This is a genomic window from Lysinibacillus sp. NPDC058147 (assembly GCF_042884205.1).
Taxonomy (GTDB): domain Bacteria; phylum Bacillota; class Bacilli; order Bacillales_A; family Planococcaceae; genus Lysinibacillus.
The window spans coordinates 74,456-93,233 of the sequence record NZ_JBHVUJ010000011.1 but is presented as its reverse complement, the minus strand read 5'-3'; the positions used below and the strand labels follow the sequence as shown (position 1 = coordinate 93,233).

Annotated in this window: 15 protein-coding genes, 1 riboswitch and 1 other annotated feature; of the genes, 6 read left to right on the top strand and 9 right to left on the bottom strand. The window is 37.9% G+C overall.

Annotated elements, in window-relative coordinates; genetic code table 11:
- Positions 1–312 precede the first annotated feature (312 nt).
- The 4 genes from ACFVT8_RS22165 to trpB all read left to right on the top strand — a co-directional run bounded on the left by ACFVT8_RS22165 (position 313) and on the right by trpB (position 3,346).
- On the top strand, positions 313–570 hold the full coding sequence (locus tag ACFVT8_RS22165; RefSeq protein ID WP_387084020.1) for a hypothetical protein: 258 nt from the start codon (positions 313–315) through the stop codon (positions 568–570).
- 69 nt (positions 571–639) lie between these two features.
- Entirely contained in the window at positions 640–1,038 is a 399-nt protein-coding gene (locus ACFVT8_RS22160; protein ID WP_387084022.1) for a DUF1259 domain-containing protein, read from the top strand.
- A 257-nt stretch (positions 1,039–1,295) separates the two neighbouring features.
- Positions 1,296–1,340: riboswitch (PreQ1 riboswitch) on the top strand.
- A 6-nt stretch (positions 1,341–1,346) separates the two neighbouring features.
- Complete coding sequence (locus tag ACFVT8_RS22155) at positions 1,347–1,829, top strand: QueT transporter family protein (RefSeq protein ID WP_387084024.1); 483 nt, start codon at positions 1,347–1,349, stop codon at positions 1,827–1,829.
- 92 nt (positions 1,830–1,921) lie between these two features.
- Positions 1,922–2,122: a binding site (T-box leader), on the top strand.
- Positions 2,123–2,182: 60 nt separating this feature from the next.
- The gene (gene trpB / locus ACFVT8_RS22150) at positions 2,183–3,346 is read left to right on the top strand and encodes a tryptophan synthase subunit beta (RefSeq protein ID WP_387084026.1); all 1,164 of its coding nucleotides are present in this window, start codon (positions 2,183–2,185) and stop codon (positions 3,344–3,346) included.
- Positions 3,347–3,390: 44 nt separating this feature from the next.
- Here trpB and ACFVT8_RS22145 read toward each other — a convergent pair whose 3' ends face one another.
- The 3 genes from ACFVT8_RS22145 to ACFVT8_RS22135 all read right to left on the bottom strand — a co-directional run bounded on the left by ACFVT8_RS22145 (position 3,391) and on the right by ACFVT8_RS22135 (position 8,652).
- Complete coding sequence (locus tag ACFVT8_RS22145; RefSeq protein ID WP_387084028.1) at positions 3,391–5,016, bottom strand: long-chain fatty acid--CoA ligase; 1,626 nt, start codon at positions 5,014–5,016, stop codon at positions 3,391–3,393.
- A gap of 655 nt (positions 5,017–5,671) precedes the next feature.
- Complete coding sequence (locus ACFVT8_RS22140) at positions 5,672–6,625, bottom strand: L-threonine 3-dehydrogenase (protein WP_387084030.1); 954 nt, start codon at positions 6,623–6,625, stop codon at positions 5,672–5,674.
- Positions 6,626–6,978: 353 nt separating this feature from the next.
- Positions 6,979–8,652 carry a methyl-accepting chemotaxis protein gene (locus tag ACFVT8_RS22135; protein ID WP_387084032.1) on the bottom strand — a complete coding sequence of 558 codons (1,674 nt, stop codon included), beginning with the start codon at positions 8,650–8,652 and terminating at the stop codon, positions 6,979–6,981.
- A 390-nt stretch (positions 8,653–9,042) separates the two neighbouring features.
- Here ACFVT8_RS22135 and ACFVT8_RS22130 point away from each other — a divergent pair, with 390 nt between their 5' ends.
- Positions 9,043–10,212, top strand: coding sequence for an FtsW/RodA/SpoVE family cell cycle protein (locus tag ACFVT8_RS22130; protein WP_387084034.1), 1,170 nt, complete (start codon positions 9,043–9,045; stop codon positions 10,210–10,212).
- 195 nt (positions 10,213–10,407) lie between these two features.
- Here the strand turns inward: ACFVT8_RS22130 and ACFVT8_RS22125 are convergent, their stop codons facing one another.
- From ACFVT8_RS22125 to ACFVT8_RS22110, 4 genes are read right to left on the bottom strand one after another with little or no spacing between them, the layout of a single operon-like run.
- Positions 10,408–11,766 (bottom strand): aspartate aminotransferase family protein, encoded by a 1,359-nt coding sequence (locus ACFVT8_RS22125; RefSeq protein WP_387084036.1) that lies wholly within the window; start codon positions 11,764–11,766, stop codon positions 10,408–10,410.
- Positions 11,767–11,790: 24 nt separating this feature from the next.
- A complete protein-coding gene (locus ACFVT8_RS22120) occupies positions 11,791–13,320 on the bottom strand; it encodes a CoA-acylating methylmalonate-semialdehyde dehydrogenase (protein WP_387084038.1) in 1,530 nt (509 codons plus the stop codon).
- Positions 13,321–13,343: 23 nt separating this feature from the next.
- Complete coding sequence (locus tag ACFVT8_RS22115; RefSeq protein ID WP_387084039.1) at positions 13,344–14,753, bottom strand: amino acid permease; 1,410 nt, start codon at positions 14,751–14,753, stop codon at positions 13,344–13,346.
- A 19-nt stretch (positions 14,754–14,772) separates the two neighbouring features.
- Positions 14,773–14,904 carry a hypothetical protein gene (locus ACFVT8_RS22110; RefSeq protein ID WP_387084041.1) on the bottom strand — a complete coding sequence of 44 codons (132 nt, stop codon included), beginning with the start codon at positions 14,902–14,904 and terminating at the stop codon, positions 14,773–14,775.
- Between the two features lie 272 nt (positions 14,905–15,176).
- Here ACFVT8_RS22110 and ACFVT8_RS22105 point away from each other — a divergent pair, with 272 nt between their 5' ends.
- Positions 15,177–16,745, top strand: coding sequence for a PucR family transcriptional regulator (locus ACFVT8_RS22105; RefSeq protein ID WP_387084043.1), 1,569 nt, complete (start codon positions 15,177–15,179; stop codon positions 16,743–16,745).
- Between the two features lie 275 nt (positions 16,746–17,020).
- Here ACFVT8_RS22105 and ACFVT8_RS22100 read toward each other — a convergent pair whose 3' ends face one another.
- Both ACFVT8_RS22100 and ACFVT8_RS22095 read right to left on the bottom strand, forming a co-directional pair.
- Complete coding sequence (locus ACFVT8_RS22100; protein ID WP_387084045.1) at positions 17,021–17,815, bottom strand: carbon-nitrogen family hydrolase; 795 nt, start codon at positions 17,813–17,815, stop codon at positions 17,021–17,023.
- Positions 17,816–17,896: 81 nt separating this feature from the next.
- Positions 17,897–18,691 (bottom strand): PhzF family phenazine biosynthesis protein, encoded by a 795-nt coding sequence (locus tag ACFVT8_RS22095; RefSeq protein ID WP_387084047.1) that lies wholly within the window; start codon positions 18,689–18,691, stop codon positions 17,897–17,899.
- Positions 18,692–18,778 lie beyond the last annotated feature (87 nt).

Below are 18,778 nucleotides of genomic sequence, written 5' to 3'. Positions count from 1 at the left end.
GTCATTTTATTTTTTAATAATTTATGTAAAACTCCAAAACCCTACATTCCCCCATAAGAACTGTCAGCCTTCATAACAGTATTTGCTTTTACTTCTTTCACGATATCTAATAACCAACTACTTTGAGGTATCGGGATATCTGGGAAGCATACGTACGTTGGAGCAGCACCTTGAATGGCTGAATAAAGACAACCTGCGAGTACTTTAAAATCATCAGCTCATTTTATTCCCTTTATGTTTTCAGTCTCCTTTTTTACATTTAATGCATATGATGCAAATGAGACAGTGCTGTTCCCAAAAAGGAGGAATACCATGAATAATAATGAAAGGGATTTAAATCATCAACCTTCTTATTCAAAAGAGAACCAAAATGCAAAAACAGGAGATATTGACACAATCATTTCTAATCTTTGTGACAGTCTATTCGAATTCGCTCTAGATTTTGCCTTAAACGCCTTAGAATATACAAAAGACTTAGATGAAGAACTAGAATATACGGATGAATTTAAAAAGCAACTGGACGATTTAATTTTAGAAATAGAAGAAATTAGAAATGTTTTAGATGAGTAGTTTCAAATTAGAAACCCTTACTACTTTCGCACCAAGATATCTCAAATATTAAGAAGTAGAGGTGTCTAAATGCAAAATCCCCAAGATATGTGTACAAAATTTGCTCAGATTGCAAACGGAAAAGCTTCTGTCGAACATGGCGTATGCTCAGTAAAACTTAATCGAAATCTTAATGTTATGATTCAAGGTCGCCCAAGTCGTAGTGCACTTCATGCTGGGATAACATTCGAATCACTCGATATGTATGGAAATGCACTTAACTTAGGTGAAGTGGTAGTACTTCAAGAAGAATTAACTCCATTTGTTAAGGTACTTGCAGAAAATAATTTGATTATAAGTGCCGTTCATAATCACTGGATCTTTTCAGACCCAGCTATTTTATACGTTCACTTTCAATCAATAGAACCCCCATTATTCTTTGCCCAAAAATTTGCTCAAGCTTTTAGTGTTTTAAAAAACTACCGATAACTACACTTGTTAAAAGAACTGCTTAGAAACAGTTCTTTTTTGATATGGCTGGGCTCTCCTTAAGTTTTCATTCCATATGTAAAGAAGCAAGTGTACAAGCTCCCCTTCTTATGGATTCCAAATTCGAATACTGATTACGCACACATTAATGAGCAACGAACAAGAGCTAAATATTACCGTTAGCGCTATGAATTTCTGCGCTTTTTTTACTCATCGCTATTTACAAATAAGCATGAACATTGATATGATTGCACTTGCTCTACGTGGTTCGTAACCATCCCACGCAAAAAAACTAAGGAGAAATGAATATGAAAGTAAAATTTTTAGCAATGAGTGGCATTATTGCAGCGTTCTACATTGCTGTTACATTATTAGTCGGATCATTTGGCTTTACAGAGGTGCAGTTCCGTCTATCCGAAATGTTTAACCATTTAGTTGCCTTTAACCCCCGTTTTGCCGTTGGGATTATTATTGGTGTATTTATCTCCAACATATTTTCACCACTCGGTATCTACGATTTAATTTTTGGTGTTGGCCATTCGATGATTACCCTTGGGTTGCTCATTCTTATTTGTAAATTTGTTAAAAATATTTGGGCACGCTTAGTCATCAATACATTTTTATTTACATGCACCATGTTTATCATTGCATTTGAATTGAACCTAGCATTAGAATTACCATTCTTCTGGACATGGTTAACTGTTGCTGTAGGTGAATTTGTTGTCTTAGCAGTCGGTGCACCAATTATGTATATATTGAATAAACGCTTAAACTTCAAAAATTTAATTTAAACACAGACGAGTCTTATCAGATTCGTCTTTTTTATTTTCTTGGTACCAGCACACATTGACACTATTCTGAAAATACTTTACAATTCATTTCAATAAACGCTAGGAAAAAGAATAGTAGCAAGCTGTAGTACTTAAAGAGAGCTGATGGTTGGTGCAAATCAGTAGTACATACTTGTGAATGGACTTTGGAGCAGCCTCATCAAATGTGAGGACGAATTTACTCCCCGTTACCGGAGTACGAAAGAGCGCAATGTTTGCGAATGAAGGTGGCACCACGGTTACTCGTCCTTTTTACAGAAGGATTGTAGTGACTTTTTTTTATGGAAAAATTAGATAAGAGGAGTCGAGAGAAGATGAGTATAGTAGTAGAGAAAAAAGGATATTTTGGTGAATTTGGCGGTAGCTTTGTTCCTGATGAGCTTCAAAATGTATTAAATATTTTAGATGAAAACTTCCAAAAATATAAAGACGATGAAGACTTTAATAAAGAGCTAGATTATTATTTCCATGAATATGTTGGACGCAAATCTCCACTTTATTTTGCTGAAAATTTAACAAAACAATTAGGTGGCGCAAAAATTTATTTAAAGCGTGAAGATCTTAACCATACAGGTTCTCATAAAATTAATAACGTTCTAGGTCAGATTTTATTGGCCAAGCGCATGGGTGCTAATCGTGTGATCGCCGAAACAGGTGCAGGTCAGCATGGTGTAGCAACAGCAACTGCTTGTGCAATGTTCGGGATGGATTGCACAATTTATATGGGTTTAGAGGATACAAAGCGTCAAGCATTAAACGTCTTCCGTATGGAGCTTCTTGGTGCAAAGGTAGTAGCTGTTGATAAAGGTCAGGGGCGACTAAAGGATGCAGTGGATGAAGCATTTGCTGATTTAGTTGAAAGCTATGAGACGACTTTCTATTTACTAGGTTCTGCAGTGGGGCCTCACCCATTCCCTTCAATGGTCAAACATTTCCAATCAGTCATTAGCCGTGAAAGTCGCGAACAAATTTTAGAAAAAGAAGGTAAGCTACCAGCAGCAGTACTCGCTTGTGTCGGTGGCGGTAGTAATGCGATCGGTGCGTTTGCAGAGTATATTGCAGATGACAATGTTCGCCTCATCGGTATCGAACCCGATAAGGCTGCAACGTTAAATGAAGGAACACCAGGTGAATTACATGGCTTCAAATGCTTAGTACTGCAAGATGCAGAGGGCAATCCACTACCAACATATTCGATTGCCGCTGGACTAGATTATCCTGGAGCCGGTCCAGAGCATAGCTATTTAAAAACAATCGGTCGTGGAGAATATGTAACGGTGACGAATGAAGAGGTGCTTGAAGCATTCCAAGTGCTGTCAAAGGTTGAAGGAATTATACCTGCACTTGAAAGCTCCCATGCAGTTGCTCATGCACTAAAGCTTGCGCCAACATTATCTCCGAGAGAGAGCATTATTATCAATATCTCTGGCCGTGGAGACAAAGACGTAGAACAAGTATTTCAAATGTTAAATAAATAACGAAATGAAAGAGCGACTTCCTTTTGTGGAAATCGCTCTTTTAACTATACGAATGAACCTAATTTCGGATAAATTTCTGCTACATTATCTCGAAGCTTAGCTTTCAAAAACTTTCCAACTGATGTTTTTGGAATTTCATCTAAAAATACCACATCATCTGGTACCCACCATTTTGCGAATTGACTTTCTAAAAATGCAAGAAGCTCCTCTTCACTTGCTGACATTCCTACTTTCAATACTACACAAGCTAGCGGGCGTTCTTGCCATTTAATATGTGGAATTGCAATTACTGCTGCTTCCAAAACAGCATCATGGGTCATTAACGTATTTTCTAAATCCACTGAGGAAATCCACTCCCCGCCTGATTTAATTAAATCCTTTGTACGATCTGTTATTTTGATAAAGCCATCTTCTGTTCGTACCGCAATGTCCCCTGTATATAACCAGCCGCCACGATAGGCATCATTTGTACGATCATCCCGATAGTACTCGTGGGAAATCCATGGACCTCGTAAGCGTAACTCACCCATAGTCTCTCCATCCCATGGCACTTCGCCATTGTCATTAATAATACTCGATTCAATACCGGCCATCGTCATTCCTTGCATCGCTCGTGATTCAATACGCTTTTCAATTGGCCATTCATCCATCCAAGACATATAATTTGATAACGCTACAATCGGTGTTGTTTCAGTCATTCCATACACGACTATATATGGAATGCCATACTGCTCTTCAAATGTACGAATAAGTCGAGTAGGTGAAGCAGAGCCGCCACAACAAATAGCACGTAGCGAACTTATATCTCGCTCACGCTTTTCCTGTTCCTGCAACGCACCGATCCAAATGGTTGGCACTCCAGCTGTTAATGTAACCTTCTCCTGCTCTACTAAATCCAAAATAATTGCTGATGTGAATTGTGGACCAGGCAATACTTGTGTAGCACCTACATTGACACTTGCAAATGGTAAGCCCCATGCATTTGCATGAAACATTGGTACAATCGGCATCACGACATCACGCTCAGAAATGCCCATTGAATCAGACATACTCAGCATCATACTATGTAGCACTAGGCCTCGATGTGAATAAACAACCCCTTTTGGATTTCCTGTTGTAGCGCTTGTATAGCACATGCCAGCAGGCTCCTCTTCCCCAATATCCTCTGGGAACTGATAGTTTTCATCTGCTACTGCTAATAAATCCTCATAGGATAATGCATTCGGTAATGTCGTTTCTGGTAAAGTATCCTCATCCGTCATAATAATATAATGTTTTACTGTCTTGAGCTCCGGCGCAATGTTTTCAATAATTGGTAGCAAGTCCACATCAATTATTAAAATTTCATCTTCTGCATGATTAATAATATAAATTAAATGCTCTTCTGATAAACGAATATTCACCATGTGCAAAATAGCGCCAGAACATGGTACCGCAAAATAAGCCTCTAAGTGGCGATGTTGATTCCAAGCAAAGGAGCCAATCTTCATCCCTCTTGTCATCCCCAACTTTGTGAGCGCATCTGCTAAGCGACGTGTTCTTTTCGCCCATTCCTCATATGTTAAACGATGAATCTTCTGTGGGCTCGTCCTTGAAACAATAGTCTTTCTAGCAAAATAGCTTTCTGCTCTTTTAAAAAAGCTTGTTAATACTAACGGCGTTTGCATCATAAATACCATCCATCCTTTCGCTTGTGAACTCCCTCTCTTTACCCTTGTGAAATATTAATAAATGATTTAACTGAAAAATATTAATATTCCGAATATAATTATATTTAAAAACCATAAATTAAGCTATATATTCCAATAATTTTCTTTTTATTGTTAACTTTTTTCTAAAATAACTATTAGAAATAAAAAAAGAGATGAAGAAAACTAAATTGTTTTCTTCATCCGTTTTTTTGAAAAGCTGTTGTGTCAATGAAATCATGGCTCCATATTAAATAAAGTATGGCTCTTTGGCAAAACGTGGGGTTCCGGCTGAGCGCTTCGCTTTCGCGCAGAGCAGAGCTTCCTGGGGGCGCTGAGCAAACAGATGTTTTCTGCGCGAAAGCGATAGCGACAGCTCAAAGTGAAGGAAGCGACTCGATGCTACAAAATGCCGATCGCTGATAACAATATAAGAATCGCTGATAAAATGTCAATAATCGCTGATAACAACTTGAGAATATCGCTCCTATAGGAAAGTGTGGTGTCTAAAACGAAAATATCCCATTTAAAGTGCCCCAGCATTCACAGAGATTTCCCTGACCATTTTGTGTTCCAACACAAAAAGATGAAGAAAACTAAATTGTTTTCTTCATCCGTTCTATTTTACAAGTATGATTTATGAACAGGCTTTCGTTTGTAGCTTGATTTTTAATTTTTCTAGCATATCAATTGTCATTTTTGCTAAGTCGTACTGTGCTTTAAAGCCCCATTCTTTCTGTGCCGCTTCTATATTTAAAGAATCTGGCCAACTATCTGCTATCGCTTGACGTACTGGATCTACATTATAATCCATACGGAAATGTGGCAAATGCTTTTTAATTTCCGCAGCAATTTCAGATGGCTCGAAGCTCATTGCAGTGATATTAAAGGCATTGCGATGTATTAGTTTGCTACTATCTGCTTCCATTAAATCTACAATAGCCTGCAATGCATCTGGCATGTACATCATGTCCATCTTCGTACCCTCTTGAATATAAGATGTGTACTTACCTTGCTCGATCGCCTCATAGAAGATCTCTACTGCATAGTCTGTCGTACCACCTCCTGGAGGAGTTACGTATGAAATTAACCCTGGGAAGCGTACACCGCGAGTATCTACTCCAAAACGATTGAAATAATAATCACATAATAGCTCACCAGCAACTTTATTTACCCCATACATAGTTGTTGGACGCTGTAATGTATCTTGTGGCGTATTATCCTTCGGTGTCGATGGACCGAACGCTCCTATTGAACTTGGCGTAAAAAATTGCAAGTTTAAATCACGCGATACCTCCAACGCATTCATTAAACCACCCATATTTAAATTCCACGCAAGCAACGGATTTCTTTCTGCTGTAGCTGATAATAACGCCGCTAAATGCATCATTGTATCTGCACCAAAATCATTCGCTAATTCATGCATTCTTTGTCCATCCGTCACGTCCAATACTTCAAATGGACCATTAGAATGCTCAAGCTTCCGAATATCAGTCGCTAACACATTGTCCTCTCCATAAACACTACGAAGTTTTTCAACAAGTTCAGAACCTATTTGACCTAGTGCTCCTGTAACCATTATCTTTTTCATTTCTCCAAACCTCCACCTATGAACAATTGTACTTTTGGAATGTACAATAATATATAAATAAACATTGATTTAATAACACTTCCAATGAATCTCATTATAATTTGTTCATATTAAAAACACAACCATAATATTTTAAATTTTTGGAATTAGAATATAAAACCCTTTATCATCAGTATATGAGACCTATAAAATATTGTGCTGGTAAAACAAATAAAATACATATGTACTTCTCAAAAAGACATTTATTCATTTTTCCACATAGGATTAGTAATAATTTTGTCCGATGAAATGATTCTTGCATCCGCTAGCCCCAAAAAGAACCTTCTTTGTATACAAAGAAGGTTCCATTTGTTTTAAATTGAGAAACGCTTTACGGCTATTTGTAAAACTTTTGATACTTTATGTAGCTCTCTAATATAATCATGGACTTGCTGCTGCGCGTTTAATTGATCGGCTGTTAAATTAGCTACATGTTTAGTTGATGCTGCATTCGTATCAGAAAATGATGTTAACATAACAGCATCTTCACTAACTTTTTTCGTATGGTCGGCAATTTCTTGAACGGTTGCAGATACTTCCATTATATAGGGCTTCATTGTATGTACTTTTTCTAAAATTTGATCAAAGCTTGTTGCCGTATCTCCTGTAACTTGCACACCCTTTTCAGTTGCCACTAGCACGCCTTCCATCATTTGCACAGCATAGTTAGAATCTAAATGAATGTTTTGTACAATGGACGTAATCGTTTGGGTTGAATGGACGGTTTGCTCCGCGAGCTTGCGTACTTCATTAGCCACTACCGCAAATCCTTTGCCATGCTCACCTGCTCTAGCAGCCTCAATAGATGCATTTAAGGCTAGAAGATTGGTTTGCGCGGTAATTTTTTCAATCACCTCAACCATTTGATCAATTGTAGCCGCTCTCTCTACAAGATTGAAAATGGCTGTATTCGATTTTTCAACTGCAAGTTTAATAGCCTGTATTTGTGTTAAATTTGCCTGTACAATTTCCGTACCACTCTCTGCATCTCGTGCAGTTTTATGAGCAAAATTTTCTACAACTTGTACTTTTTCTAAAATTACTTGCACATCATTTAGCACTTCCTCTAGAGATGCTGTATTAGAAGCTAATTTTTTTGTAGAAGCAGCAGTTGAGTCTGAAATGGACTGTACATCCTTTGCAATTTTGCGCGTCGTGTTAGATGATTGCTCGGAGGATCCCTGCAGTTTCCCGGTCATTTCTTCAACCTCATGCGCACTTTTTGATACTGTATGAAGTAGTCTTTTCATCTCTGTTACCATTTGATTGTAAGACAATACTACCTCGCCAAGCTCATCCTTCGCCACATAACTGGCATTCGCAGTGAAATCACCCTGCTCTGCACGCTTTAATAATGACTTCAATTGACGTGTTGGTATATTCACAGCTTTTGTTGCTATATATCCTATACAAATTACTAATAAAACAACAAATAAACATACTCCTCCTAATAGCCAATAACCGAATTGCACATCTTTCTGATATGTCTGCTGCTGCTCCTTAGCTCTTTGAACCAAATAACTTTGAGTTTCTTCTAATAATGAATGACTTTGCTTGCTTAAAGGTAAATAAGACTGAACATAAAATTGTTGTTGTTCACTTTTACCCATTTGCTTATAGCCATCAATCAATTCTATTTGCTGTGCTAGTAAGGTCTTAAATTTATTCATCTGATGATTCATCTTTTTATCAATCTCTAGACTTTCTAAATGATTCAAGGACTGCTCAGCGTTTTTTAAAATGGCAGTCATTTCTTGATAAACTCCAGCTGAATCCACTAAATAATCTAATTGTCGTTGTGATTCCTCTAGTTGATTTAACGATCCGATCGGTACAAGTCCTTCTGTATAACTTTCACTTGCATGCCATGACATTTTCCGTAAATAATCAACACTAAAAATACCTAGCAACACGTTCGAAAGTACACAAACTATCATTAGCACAAGTAACTTGTCTTTCACCATTATGTATCGAAAAAAATGCATCATCCTTGGCTCCTTCTCCAACTCTTACCAATAATGATAATATGAAGATATAAAGCCAGTGTTATGTTTTTGTAAAGATTGCACGAAGAGTTGCGAAATTATACCTATTTACTCCAACACAAAGTTATCATATTGAACAGCACATTCTATTTCAGCGTTTCGCTTTTGCATATAACACAGTTGTAACCCTAAGATCACTCATCGGAAGAACTAATGAAATAAACTAAAAACAATTGTAGTATCCTCTAAATCTACCCTATAGAATCAAATGTAAAATTAATATATTAGTAAAATTGGTTTACGATTTTCAATTTTTGTAATAATCATTTAACTTGCAACCTTCTGCATTCCCTATCGTTGTCTATTAATAGTTCAGAAAAAGGAGGTGTTTGAATGTTACAGTTTAATAAATTAGATAAAAGTTTAGTCATTAGCTTGTCATTGCTCGGTATTATTAGTTGTCTCTTTGTTCATTCCAGCAGTACGGTGTTTGAGCAATATACAAGCTCATTTATTATAAAGCAATTTTTTTATTACCTAATCGGATTTTTAGTTATGTATGGAGTAGCAATGCTTGATATTGAACAACTACAAAAAATTGGTTGGCCGTTTTATTGGGTGATGGTCTTGTTAACATTTGCTTTATTTATTGCACCCGAAAGTATAGCTCGGACTGTTAATGAGGCGAAGCGTTGGTATCAAATTCCAGTGTTAGGATCATTTCAGCCGTCAGAGTTTTTAAAGTTCGCACTTTTAATTGTTGTCAGTAAGGTCATTGTTGCACATCGAGAGAAGTATGCGCGCCCTACCTTTTTAACGGATATGCGACTCCTCTTCATAATTGCTGCTATCACCCTTCCGCCTACACTTGCTGTTTATAAGCAGCCTGATACGGGCATGGCAATGATTTATATGTCGATGATTATACCGATGATTTTCTTTTCAGGTATACAAAAAAAATTGCTAATCATCTTTACAGCTATTCCTGTATCAATTCTCAGCATTGTGGTTATTCTTTATGTAAAATTCAATGAATTTTTCACAGATAAAATTTTAAATAAATTATCAGGGCATCAAATTTCTCGAATTTACGGTTGGTTGCAACCTAATGAGCATCTAGATTCATCTTATCAAACTAGGCAAGGATTTTCGGCAATTGGTTCAGGACAGTTTACCGGAAAAGGTTACATGAAGAATAATGTCTATGTCGTGGAAAAGCATACAGATTTCATTTTTGCTAACATCGCTGAAGAGGCCGGGTTTATTGGAGGGGCATTTGTCATCACTCTTTTATTTTTTGTTATTTACCGTATCGTTCTCATTACAGTAGAAGCAAAGGACCCATTTATGACGCTGATGGGAGCAGGTATTTCTAGTTTATTAGCCTTCCAAATCACACAAAATGTCGGTATGACAATTGGACTTTTACCTGTAACAGGTATGACATTGCCATTTTTAAGCTATGGGGGAAGTTCTCTCATTTCCAATTTCATGTTAATAGGTATCGTAATGATTATCTACAATTCTTATAGCGGCTACATGTTTAAAACAACAAAGGAGTAAGGTGAAGGTTTGTATGGATGATACTTTAAAAAAGAGAATTTTATTGTTGCTGTTCCTAACAGGAGGAGTTTTGCTCATACTCATAGTGCGCCTCGCCTTTCTCATGCTATAACACATTCAAAAAGCTGTCTCTAAAGTTTACTTAAGAGACAGCTTTTTGGTAGAACAGAAAATGAGTTAGAAAGTTCCTACTAATTAAAGCTTCACTTTATGAATACTATCAATGACAACTTTTATGATTGTATCAAGATCCTCTTGTACAATATTAAGTGGCGGAGATAATGTTAATACGTTATTAAAGCCTGCAACAGTGGCACCATTTTTACCGATAATAACACCCTGCTCCTTACATGCAGCAATAACAGCATTTACTTTATCTACCGGTAAAGGATCCTTCGACGTTTTATCTGAAACTAACTCGATGCCAATCAATAAACCTTTGCCTCGAACATTCCCAACATTCGGGTGATTACTCAATGCTTGCTGAAGTGTTTTTAAAGTAGCAGCCCCAACCTCACTAGATCTTTCAAATAATGCTTCTCGCTGAAGAATCTCAATATTTTTCAGTGCGACCGCACATGCAACTGGTGATCCACCAAATGTATTGACATGTCGGAAATAACCATATGCATCAGACTCAGTAAATGCCTCATAAATTTCTCGTTTTACCGCTGTAGCTGATAATGGTAAATAGGCACTTGTAATTCCTTTTGCCATTGTAATAATATCTGGTTTTACACCGTAGTTCATAAATCCAAATGGCTTACCTGTTCGACCAAAGCCACAAATTACTTCGTCTACAATCATTAAAGCTCCATGTTTTTTACACACCTCTTCAATGCCCCTTAAGTAATTTTCCGGAGGCATGATGACGCCCCCACCTGTAATAATTGGCTCTAAAATCATTGCGGCTACTGTTTCACTTAACTCCCATGTCATTGTCTTATCTACTGCCTTGACGCTGGCTAAATCTGTTGGGGCAAGTGTATCACTTTCATGTTCTCTATATTGATCAGGTGGAGCTACATGGATGAAGCCAGGAGATAATGGTTCATATTTATATTTTCGTTCTGCTTGCCCTGTCGCAGCCAATGCGCCAAAAGAACTTCCGTGATATGCACGGTAGCGAGAAATAATTTTATAGCGAGAGCTTTCTCCTTTTTGTTGATGATACTGACGCGCAATTTTAAACGCAGTTTCATTAGCCTCTGATCCACTATTAGAGAAGAAAATAACATAATCTCCACCAAGCATTTCATTAATCTTTTCAGCCAGTTCAACTGCTGGTAAATGTCCCTGTGATAAAGGAGCATATGCATTTTTCATCATCTGCTCATGTGCAACATCTGCTAATTCCTTGCGTCCATAGCCTACATTTACACACCACAATCCTGCCATTGCATCGATATATTCAACTCCATCTGTATCAACAATCCTCGCACCATTTGATTTTTCTACTACATACGTCGCTTGTGGATTGTAAGGTTTCATTGAATGCCATACATATTGTTCATCTTTCTTTAAAATATCATTTTTAAGATTTACTTGAACCATATCTATACACCCCTTTATGTTTTTTCACTTATTCACATCGTTATTACTTGGGAACGCAAATGAACTTGTCGTATCCTCTGTTTCATCCGGCCAGCGTTCAGAAATCGTTTTCGCTTTCGTGAAGAATCGTGCTTGGTCCGGTCCAAACATATGCCCTTCACCAAACTTAGAGCGCTTCCATCCGCCAAAATTGTGATAGCCAACTGGAATCGGAATCGGAACATTAACGCCTACCATACCTACTTCAATTTCTTCTTGGAATTTACGCGCCGACGAACCGCTGCTCGTAAACATCGTGACACCATTCCCAAGTTCATGGTCATTAATTAAATCAATAGCTTCTTGTAAGGTCTCAACGCCTACAACAATGCGCGCGGGACCAAAAACTTCCTCTTTAAAAATAGTCATTTCTGGAGTTACATTATTTATCAATGTCGGGCCAAGATAGAAGCCTTTAGATGTTTCGCATATTTTGGGATTTCGGCCGTCCGTTACAAGATTTGCTCCTTCCGCAATAGCACCATCGATATATCGAAGAATAGTATCTTTTGATTGCTGCGTAATGACTGGACCAAAGTCTACCTCGTCATCTGTATATGGACCAACCTTTAATTTCAAGATTTTTTCTTTTAATATTTCTGTAAAGCGTTGTTCAGTATCTTTCCCAACGACGATCGCTCCTGAAATAGCCATACAACGCTGAGACGCTGCTCCATATGCCGCACCTAAAAAGGCATTAGCCGTTTGCTCTAGATTTGCATCTGGCATGACAATCATAAAGTTCTTTCCGCCACCAAACGCAGCGACACGCTTATTGTGCTTTGTCCCTGTTTGGTAAATATACTCCGCAACAGGTGTGGATCCAACAAACGAAATTGCTTGTATCTCTTTATTTTCAAGCAGTTCATTGACCGCCTCTTTATCGCCATTCACGACTGTCCATATCCCATCTGGCAGTCCTGCCTCTTTCCATAGGTTACTTAAAAATAATGCTGAGATCGGCACACGCTCAGACGGCTTTAAAATAACTGCATTTCCTACCGCTACCGCCATACTTGTAATTGCCAGTGGAACCATAACAGGGAAATTAAATGGCGCAATTGTTGCAACAACGCCAAGTGGGGCTTTTGCAGAGAAGGCATTAATATTGCCGCCCACATTAACCGAGTATTCTCCCTTCAGCATTTGCGGAGCACTTATTGCCATATCTACAGATTCAATGCCACGAACAATTTCCCCCTTAGCATCTTCTTTCGTTTTCCCACTTTCCTCACAAATCGCTTCAATAAGCTCATCCTGTCTTTCTACTAATAACTGACGGAAACGATGCAAAACCTCGACCCGTTTACCAATCGATGTCTTTTTCCATGATGGGAAAGCTGCCTTCGCTAGCTGGATCGCCTGTTTCACCTCATCTCTAGTCGCTAATGGAACTTGCGCAATGACCTCTCCTGTTGTTGGATTATATACTTCCGAGTAACGGCCACTAGTACCTGCTGTTTCTACACCATTGATAAAATGTGATAGCGTTTTCAATTTTTGCTGAACTGTCATAATTCCCCACTCCTTATTTATCATTATTCAAAATCCAATTCTTCCTTTTGGAAAATAGAATTTGCTTCCTCCACTGGGTGTGACGACTTTTTCCTTTGTGTAACTAAATAGAAAATCATCACTACTGCCACTACAACACATGTAAATAAAATTTGTGAGCGCATCGATTCAATAAAGAACATAGCGATCAGTAATGCTGTTGTAGCCAATATTGTGAAATACGTTAAATACGGGAATAACCACATTTTCACTTTTAAAAGCTCGGGATTTTCTTTCTCAATTTTCCGGCGCATTTTTAATTGTGAAAATGCAATGATTAAGTAAAGAATCAATGTGATTGCACTACATGAACTAAGTAAAAACATAAATACTTTATCTGGTGAAACATAGTTCATAATAACGGCAATATAAGAGAAGAATGTCGCTGTTAATATGGCGTTAACAGGTGCACCCTTTTTATTTAATTTTAAAAATGCTTTTGGGGCCTCCCCCTTCTCAGCTAAAGAAAATACCATTCGAGAAGTTGCGTAAAGCGCGGAGTTTAAACACGACAAAACTGCCGTTAAGACAACAAAATTCATGATTTGTGCAGCTGCTGGAATACCGATGTAATCCAATACCGCTACATAGGGACTCGTTAAAATACTTGAGGAATGCCAAGGTAATAAAGTGACAACTACCGTTATCGATCCGACATAGAAAATCAAAATACGCCAAGTAATTGAATTTGTAGCTTTTGTCACCGCTGCTAACGGTTCGTCAGATTCCCCAGCTGCAATGGCAACAATCTCCGTGCCCATAAAGGAGAAAATAACAATGACTACACCCATCAAGACAGCACCAAAACCATTTGGCAAAAAGCCACCCTCACCGATTAAATTGGCAGTACCTACCGCATCAAAGTTAGGTGCGATACCAAAGATAATAAATGCACCAAGCGCTAGGAAAGCTATAATACTTGCAACCTTAATAAGAGAGAACCAATATTCAAATTCACCAAAAGCTTTTACAGAAAGAGCATTTGTTAAGGTAAGTGCTACCGTTAATAAAAGACTTAGTAGCCATAAAGGAATTCCATCATACCAATATTGAATAATCGCCGCTGCTGCCGTTGCCTCTAAAGCAATTGCTACAACCCAGAAAAACCAATATAACCAGCCAATCATAAAACCAGCCCACGGACCAATTGCTTCATGTGCATAATGCGCAAAAGATCCACTTGTTGGATTGACAGCTGCCATTTCTCCAAGCATTCGCATGACAAGAATAACGATAATACCCGCGAATATATAAGATAAAATCGCTCCAGGGCCGGCTAAGTTAATCACTGAGCCACTCCCCATAAATAGACCGGCTCCGATAACCCCTGCAATAGCGATCATCGTCATATGCCTTTTCTTTAACCCTCTTTGTAAATGCGTTTGTTGCTCCATATTAGCTCACCTCTTTTAATCAATTTTTGCCTCGGCATAATTGTAGCTGACGCTTTGCTTTCGCTACAGAAAACATTTGTTGCTGACGCTTTGCTTTCGCTACAGAAAACATTTGTTGCTGTCGCTTCGCTTTCGCACAGATAATTGCCACAGGACGTGGCGTTCTTAGACTGAGTTCCTCTATTCCAGCGGATGTTGGACACCCGCTGAAAGAAGTTAAATTGGATACCGCTTACAAAAATTTTACATGTTACATAGAAATGAAGTAATAGACAAACTGTAAAATTCTATACATTTGTTTTGAACATAATGTAAAATAGACTAAACATTCAAAAAATATAATATTTTCGTTTATTTAAGTAAAAATCGGACATCAATAAGAAAATTGGAAAATGATCTATGTTAAAAGGAGGGAGGATAAAAATGAGTCAATTTAAGCTTCAAGTGAAGGATGTATTAGAAAATACATACTTTCAAAGTGCGGAGGTCGTAGCTGGTGAGGATGGATTATTACGAATTGTAAAGTGGGCCCATGTCATTGAAATTATACAAGTAGATAATTTTCTAGCTGGTGATGAACTGGTTTTAACAACAGGGATAAGCCTTCAGCATAGCATAGAGGATTTTATCTTTTTTGTAGAATCCTTAATCAACAAAAATTGTGCTGCATTATGCATTGAATATGGGACTTCCATACAAACAATCCCAGAAGTGATTGTAGCTCTTGCTAACCGTCACAGCTTCCCTATTATCGTTTTTCATGACACTGTCCCTTTTGTCCGCATTACACAAGATTTACATAGTCAAATTATGAATCAACAATATTTAATGATCTCCACTTTAGAATCCTACTCTCAAACATTAAATAAAAATGCTCTATTAGGGCAAACAGCAGAAGAAATTTTAGAAAATATGCATAATGAATTAATGACACAAATTATCTTTTCTATTAAAGGTCGAGAGCCTATCTTCTCTCCAAATATGACTCATAATAAGCGCCATCAACTGTTATCGATGAAAAAATCAGCATCAGTATTTAAAAATGAACCAATCTTTATTTTTGACCAGCATTATGCAGATTTAACGCTCTATAGAGAGGATGGCCTGTTCTCAGAATTTGAATTACTTATTTTAGACCGTACAGCTACTGCATTAGCACAGCTGTTAATGAGAGAATTTTATATCGAAGAGAAAAGGGACATTGAGGATGCCTCTATTTTAGCGGATTGGATCGATCAAAAACTATCGAAAGAGGAAATTTATAAATTTATCGTAACCTATCATTCTAACTATAAACTTTCTAGCGGGGCTGTTTTTATTTTAGCAACTCCTAATGCCATCTCTAAAGTGCAAGAGGATATTATTTATAGTAAGCTCTACTATCGCAATCTTTTTGAGCAAAATGGATTTATACCATTTTTATTTGAAAGAAAAAGCTATGTCATTTTTATTTTACTCCATACGAAGGATAGTAAATCGAGTCGCGAATTATTAAATACGTTAGTTTCTTCCGTTCAGAAAACTGATTTTTATAAAAAACAAATAGCCCAAGGTTATCAAGTAGCCATTGGTAAAGTCGTTGCAGACGTAGAAGAAATACCAAAGAGCTATCAAACGGCACTCGAAACATTGTATATTTGCAGTAAAGTACAAACAACATCTTATTTTTACGATGATTTACATCTGTATCACCTCATCTATAAATTACAGATGCAAGTCAATTTACAGGAAGTAATTCAAGATTATTTGCAGCCCGTTATTGAATACGACAAAAAATATAACAGTAAGCTACTAGAAACTCTACAAGTATACTTGCAAACGAATGGCTCCAAACAGCAAACAGCCAATCAACTGTTCATCGTTCGCCAAACGCTCTACCATCGTTTAAAAAAGCTTGAAAGTCTCTTAGGGGAAAATTTCATGAAGGGCCACAATCGGATTACACTTGAATTTATGCTGCTCGCTAATTCTTTAATTGAGGATAAAAGCTAATTTCTTAGTTGTTGGCTGGGTTAGCGGCGATGTTCATCGGTTTATCAGCGATGTTCGCTGGGGTATCAGCGGTGTTCGTCGGTTTATCAGCGTTGTTCGCCGGTCTATCAGCGGTGTTCATCGGTTTATCAGCGATGTTCGCTGGGGTATCAGCGATGTTCGCTGGGTATCAGCGGTGTTCGCCGGTCTATCAGCGATGTTCGCCGGTCTATCAGCGGTGTTCGCCATGTTAGCACGCTCAACATCGCTTTGCTCCCTGAGCGTGCTATCAAATTTTAGTTTTCGGTAACTACTCCGCTATATAATCCAGGTCTGCGGTCGTCATAAACAGGAATTCGGCCTCGTACTTCATCGACAATCGAAAAGTCCACGTCGATGACAGCTACTTCTTCGTCCTCTGCGCCAACCCACAGCACTTCGCCCCACGGTTGAATGATCATTGATTGACCATTGAAGTTTTCTACCTTTCTAGAAATACGGTTAACAGCGATCACAAAGCATTGATTTTCGATGGCACGTGCTTGCAACAATGTTTTCCAATGGTCGATACGTGGTGTCGGCCATTGCGCCGGTACAAACAATACCTTTGCACCTTCTAAGGCGTGAGCACGTAGCCATTCAGGGAAGCGAATATCATAGCAAATCACTCCTGCAGCCTCGATATCTCCAAGGGCAAAGCGATTCATTTCATCCCCTGCTTCTAAATATAAATGCTCGTCCATCAAACGGAAAAGATGTGCCTTGTTATATTCACCTACTAACTCACCTTTTTTATCAAACGTATACATCGTGTTATAAAATTTATCGCCCTTCTTCGTTGAAACAGAGCCACCAACAATATGTACGCCAAGCTCTTTCGCTAGATTTGATAAAAATGCTTTTGAACGCTCTCCATTAACATCTGCTAGCTCTGGTAGTTTTTCAAGTGCATAGCCTGTATTCCACATTTCTGGTAGTACAATAATTTCTGCACCTTGTTTTGCCGCTTCACGAATCTTGTCCTCAGCACGAGCAAAATTTTCTTCTACTTTCCCAAAGCCTACATTTAATTGAATACAACCAATCTTCATAGCTATTCCTCCTCTAGACAGTACTGTTCTGTATTTATACTACAATAAATCAACCTTACTTCCATGGTTTAAGCTCAATATTTAGATTAATATTTCACCACTTAATACTTGAACCGCCGAACCCGCAATAGCAACATCTTTTATTTTCGGTGTAACGTGCAATAATCCTCCACGTTTTGAAAGCTGTTTGCTAACGATGCTTTCTTTTGATAATTTTGCACACCAGTAAGGTCCTAACGCACCATGAGAGGAACCATTTACATGGTCTTCATCAATGCCTTGTGCTGGGGAAAAAAATCTAGAGACAATATCAATTCCATCATTTTTAGAAATACTTGTAATACAAACACCACGTACAGGGAATTGTTTCATCGCGGGAAAATCAGCTTTGAAATCTGCAATATACTCTTCGTGACTTAGCTCCACTATATAATCCAATTCTGTTTTTCCTACATATGTAGGTTTCAACCCAAGCCATTCTTCAAGCTCCAAAGGACATTCAATCTCTTCTAACTGATACTTCTTAATTGTTATTTCAACTAGTTCATTCAACCAATTTGCTTGCAAAGGGCCACTTACAGTCTGGAATGTAATCGTAGAATTGATGGGTACAATCCCTTGTTTCCAGAGTAAAAAAGCACTAGCGATTGTTCCATGTCCACAAATCGGTATTTCCTTTGTTGGTGTAAACCATCTAAGAAAAAAATCATTACCTCTTTTTTGGACAAAAGCTGTTGTTGGTACGGGAATCTCCTGAGCGATTTTTTGCATAGTCGACTCAGGTATTGCTGAATCAAGTAAACAGACTGCTGCGGGATTTCCCTTGTAAAGCTCTGTAGTAAAAGCATTGATGATAAAATACGAGACTTTGTTCAATTTTCCTCACCTCATATACTATTGGGCTCTAGACAATTACCAGAAAAAGTAATATTATGTGCATCATATCTTTAATAATTATTATAT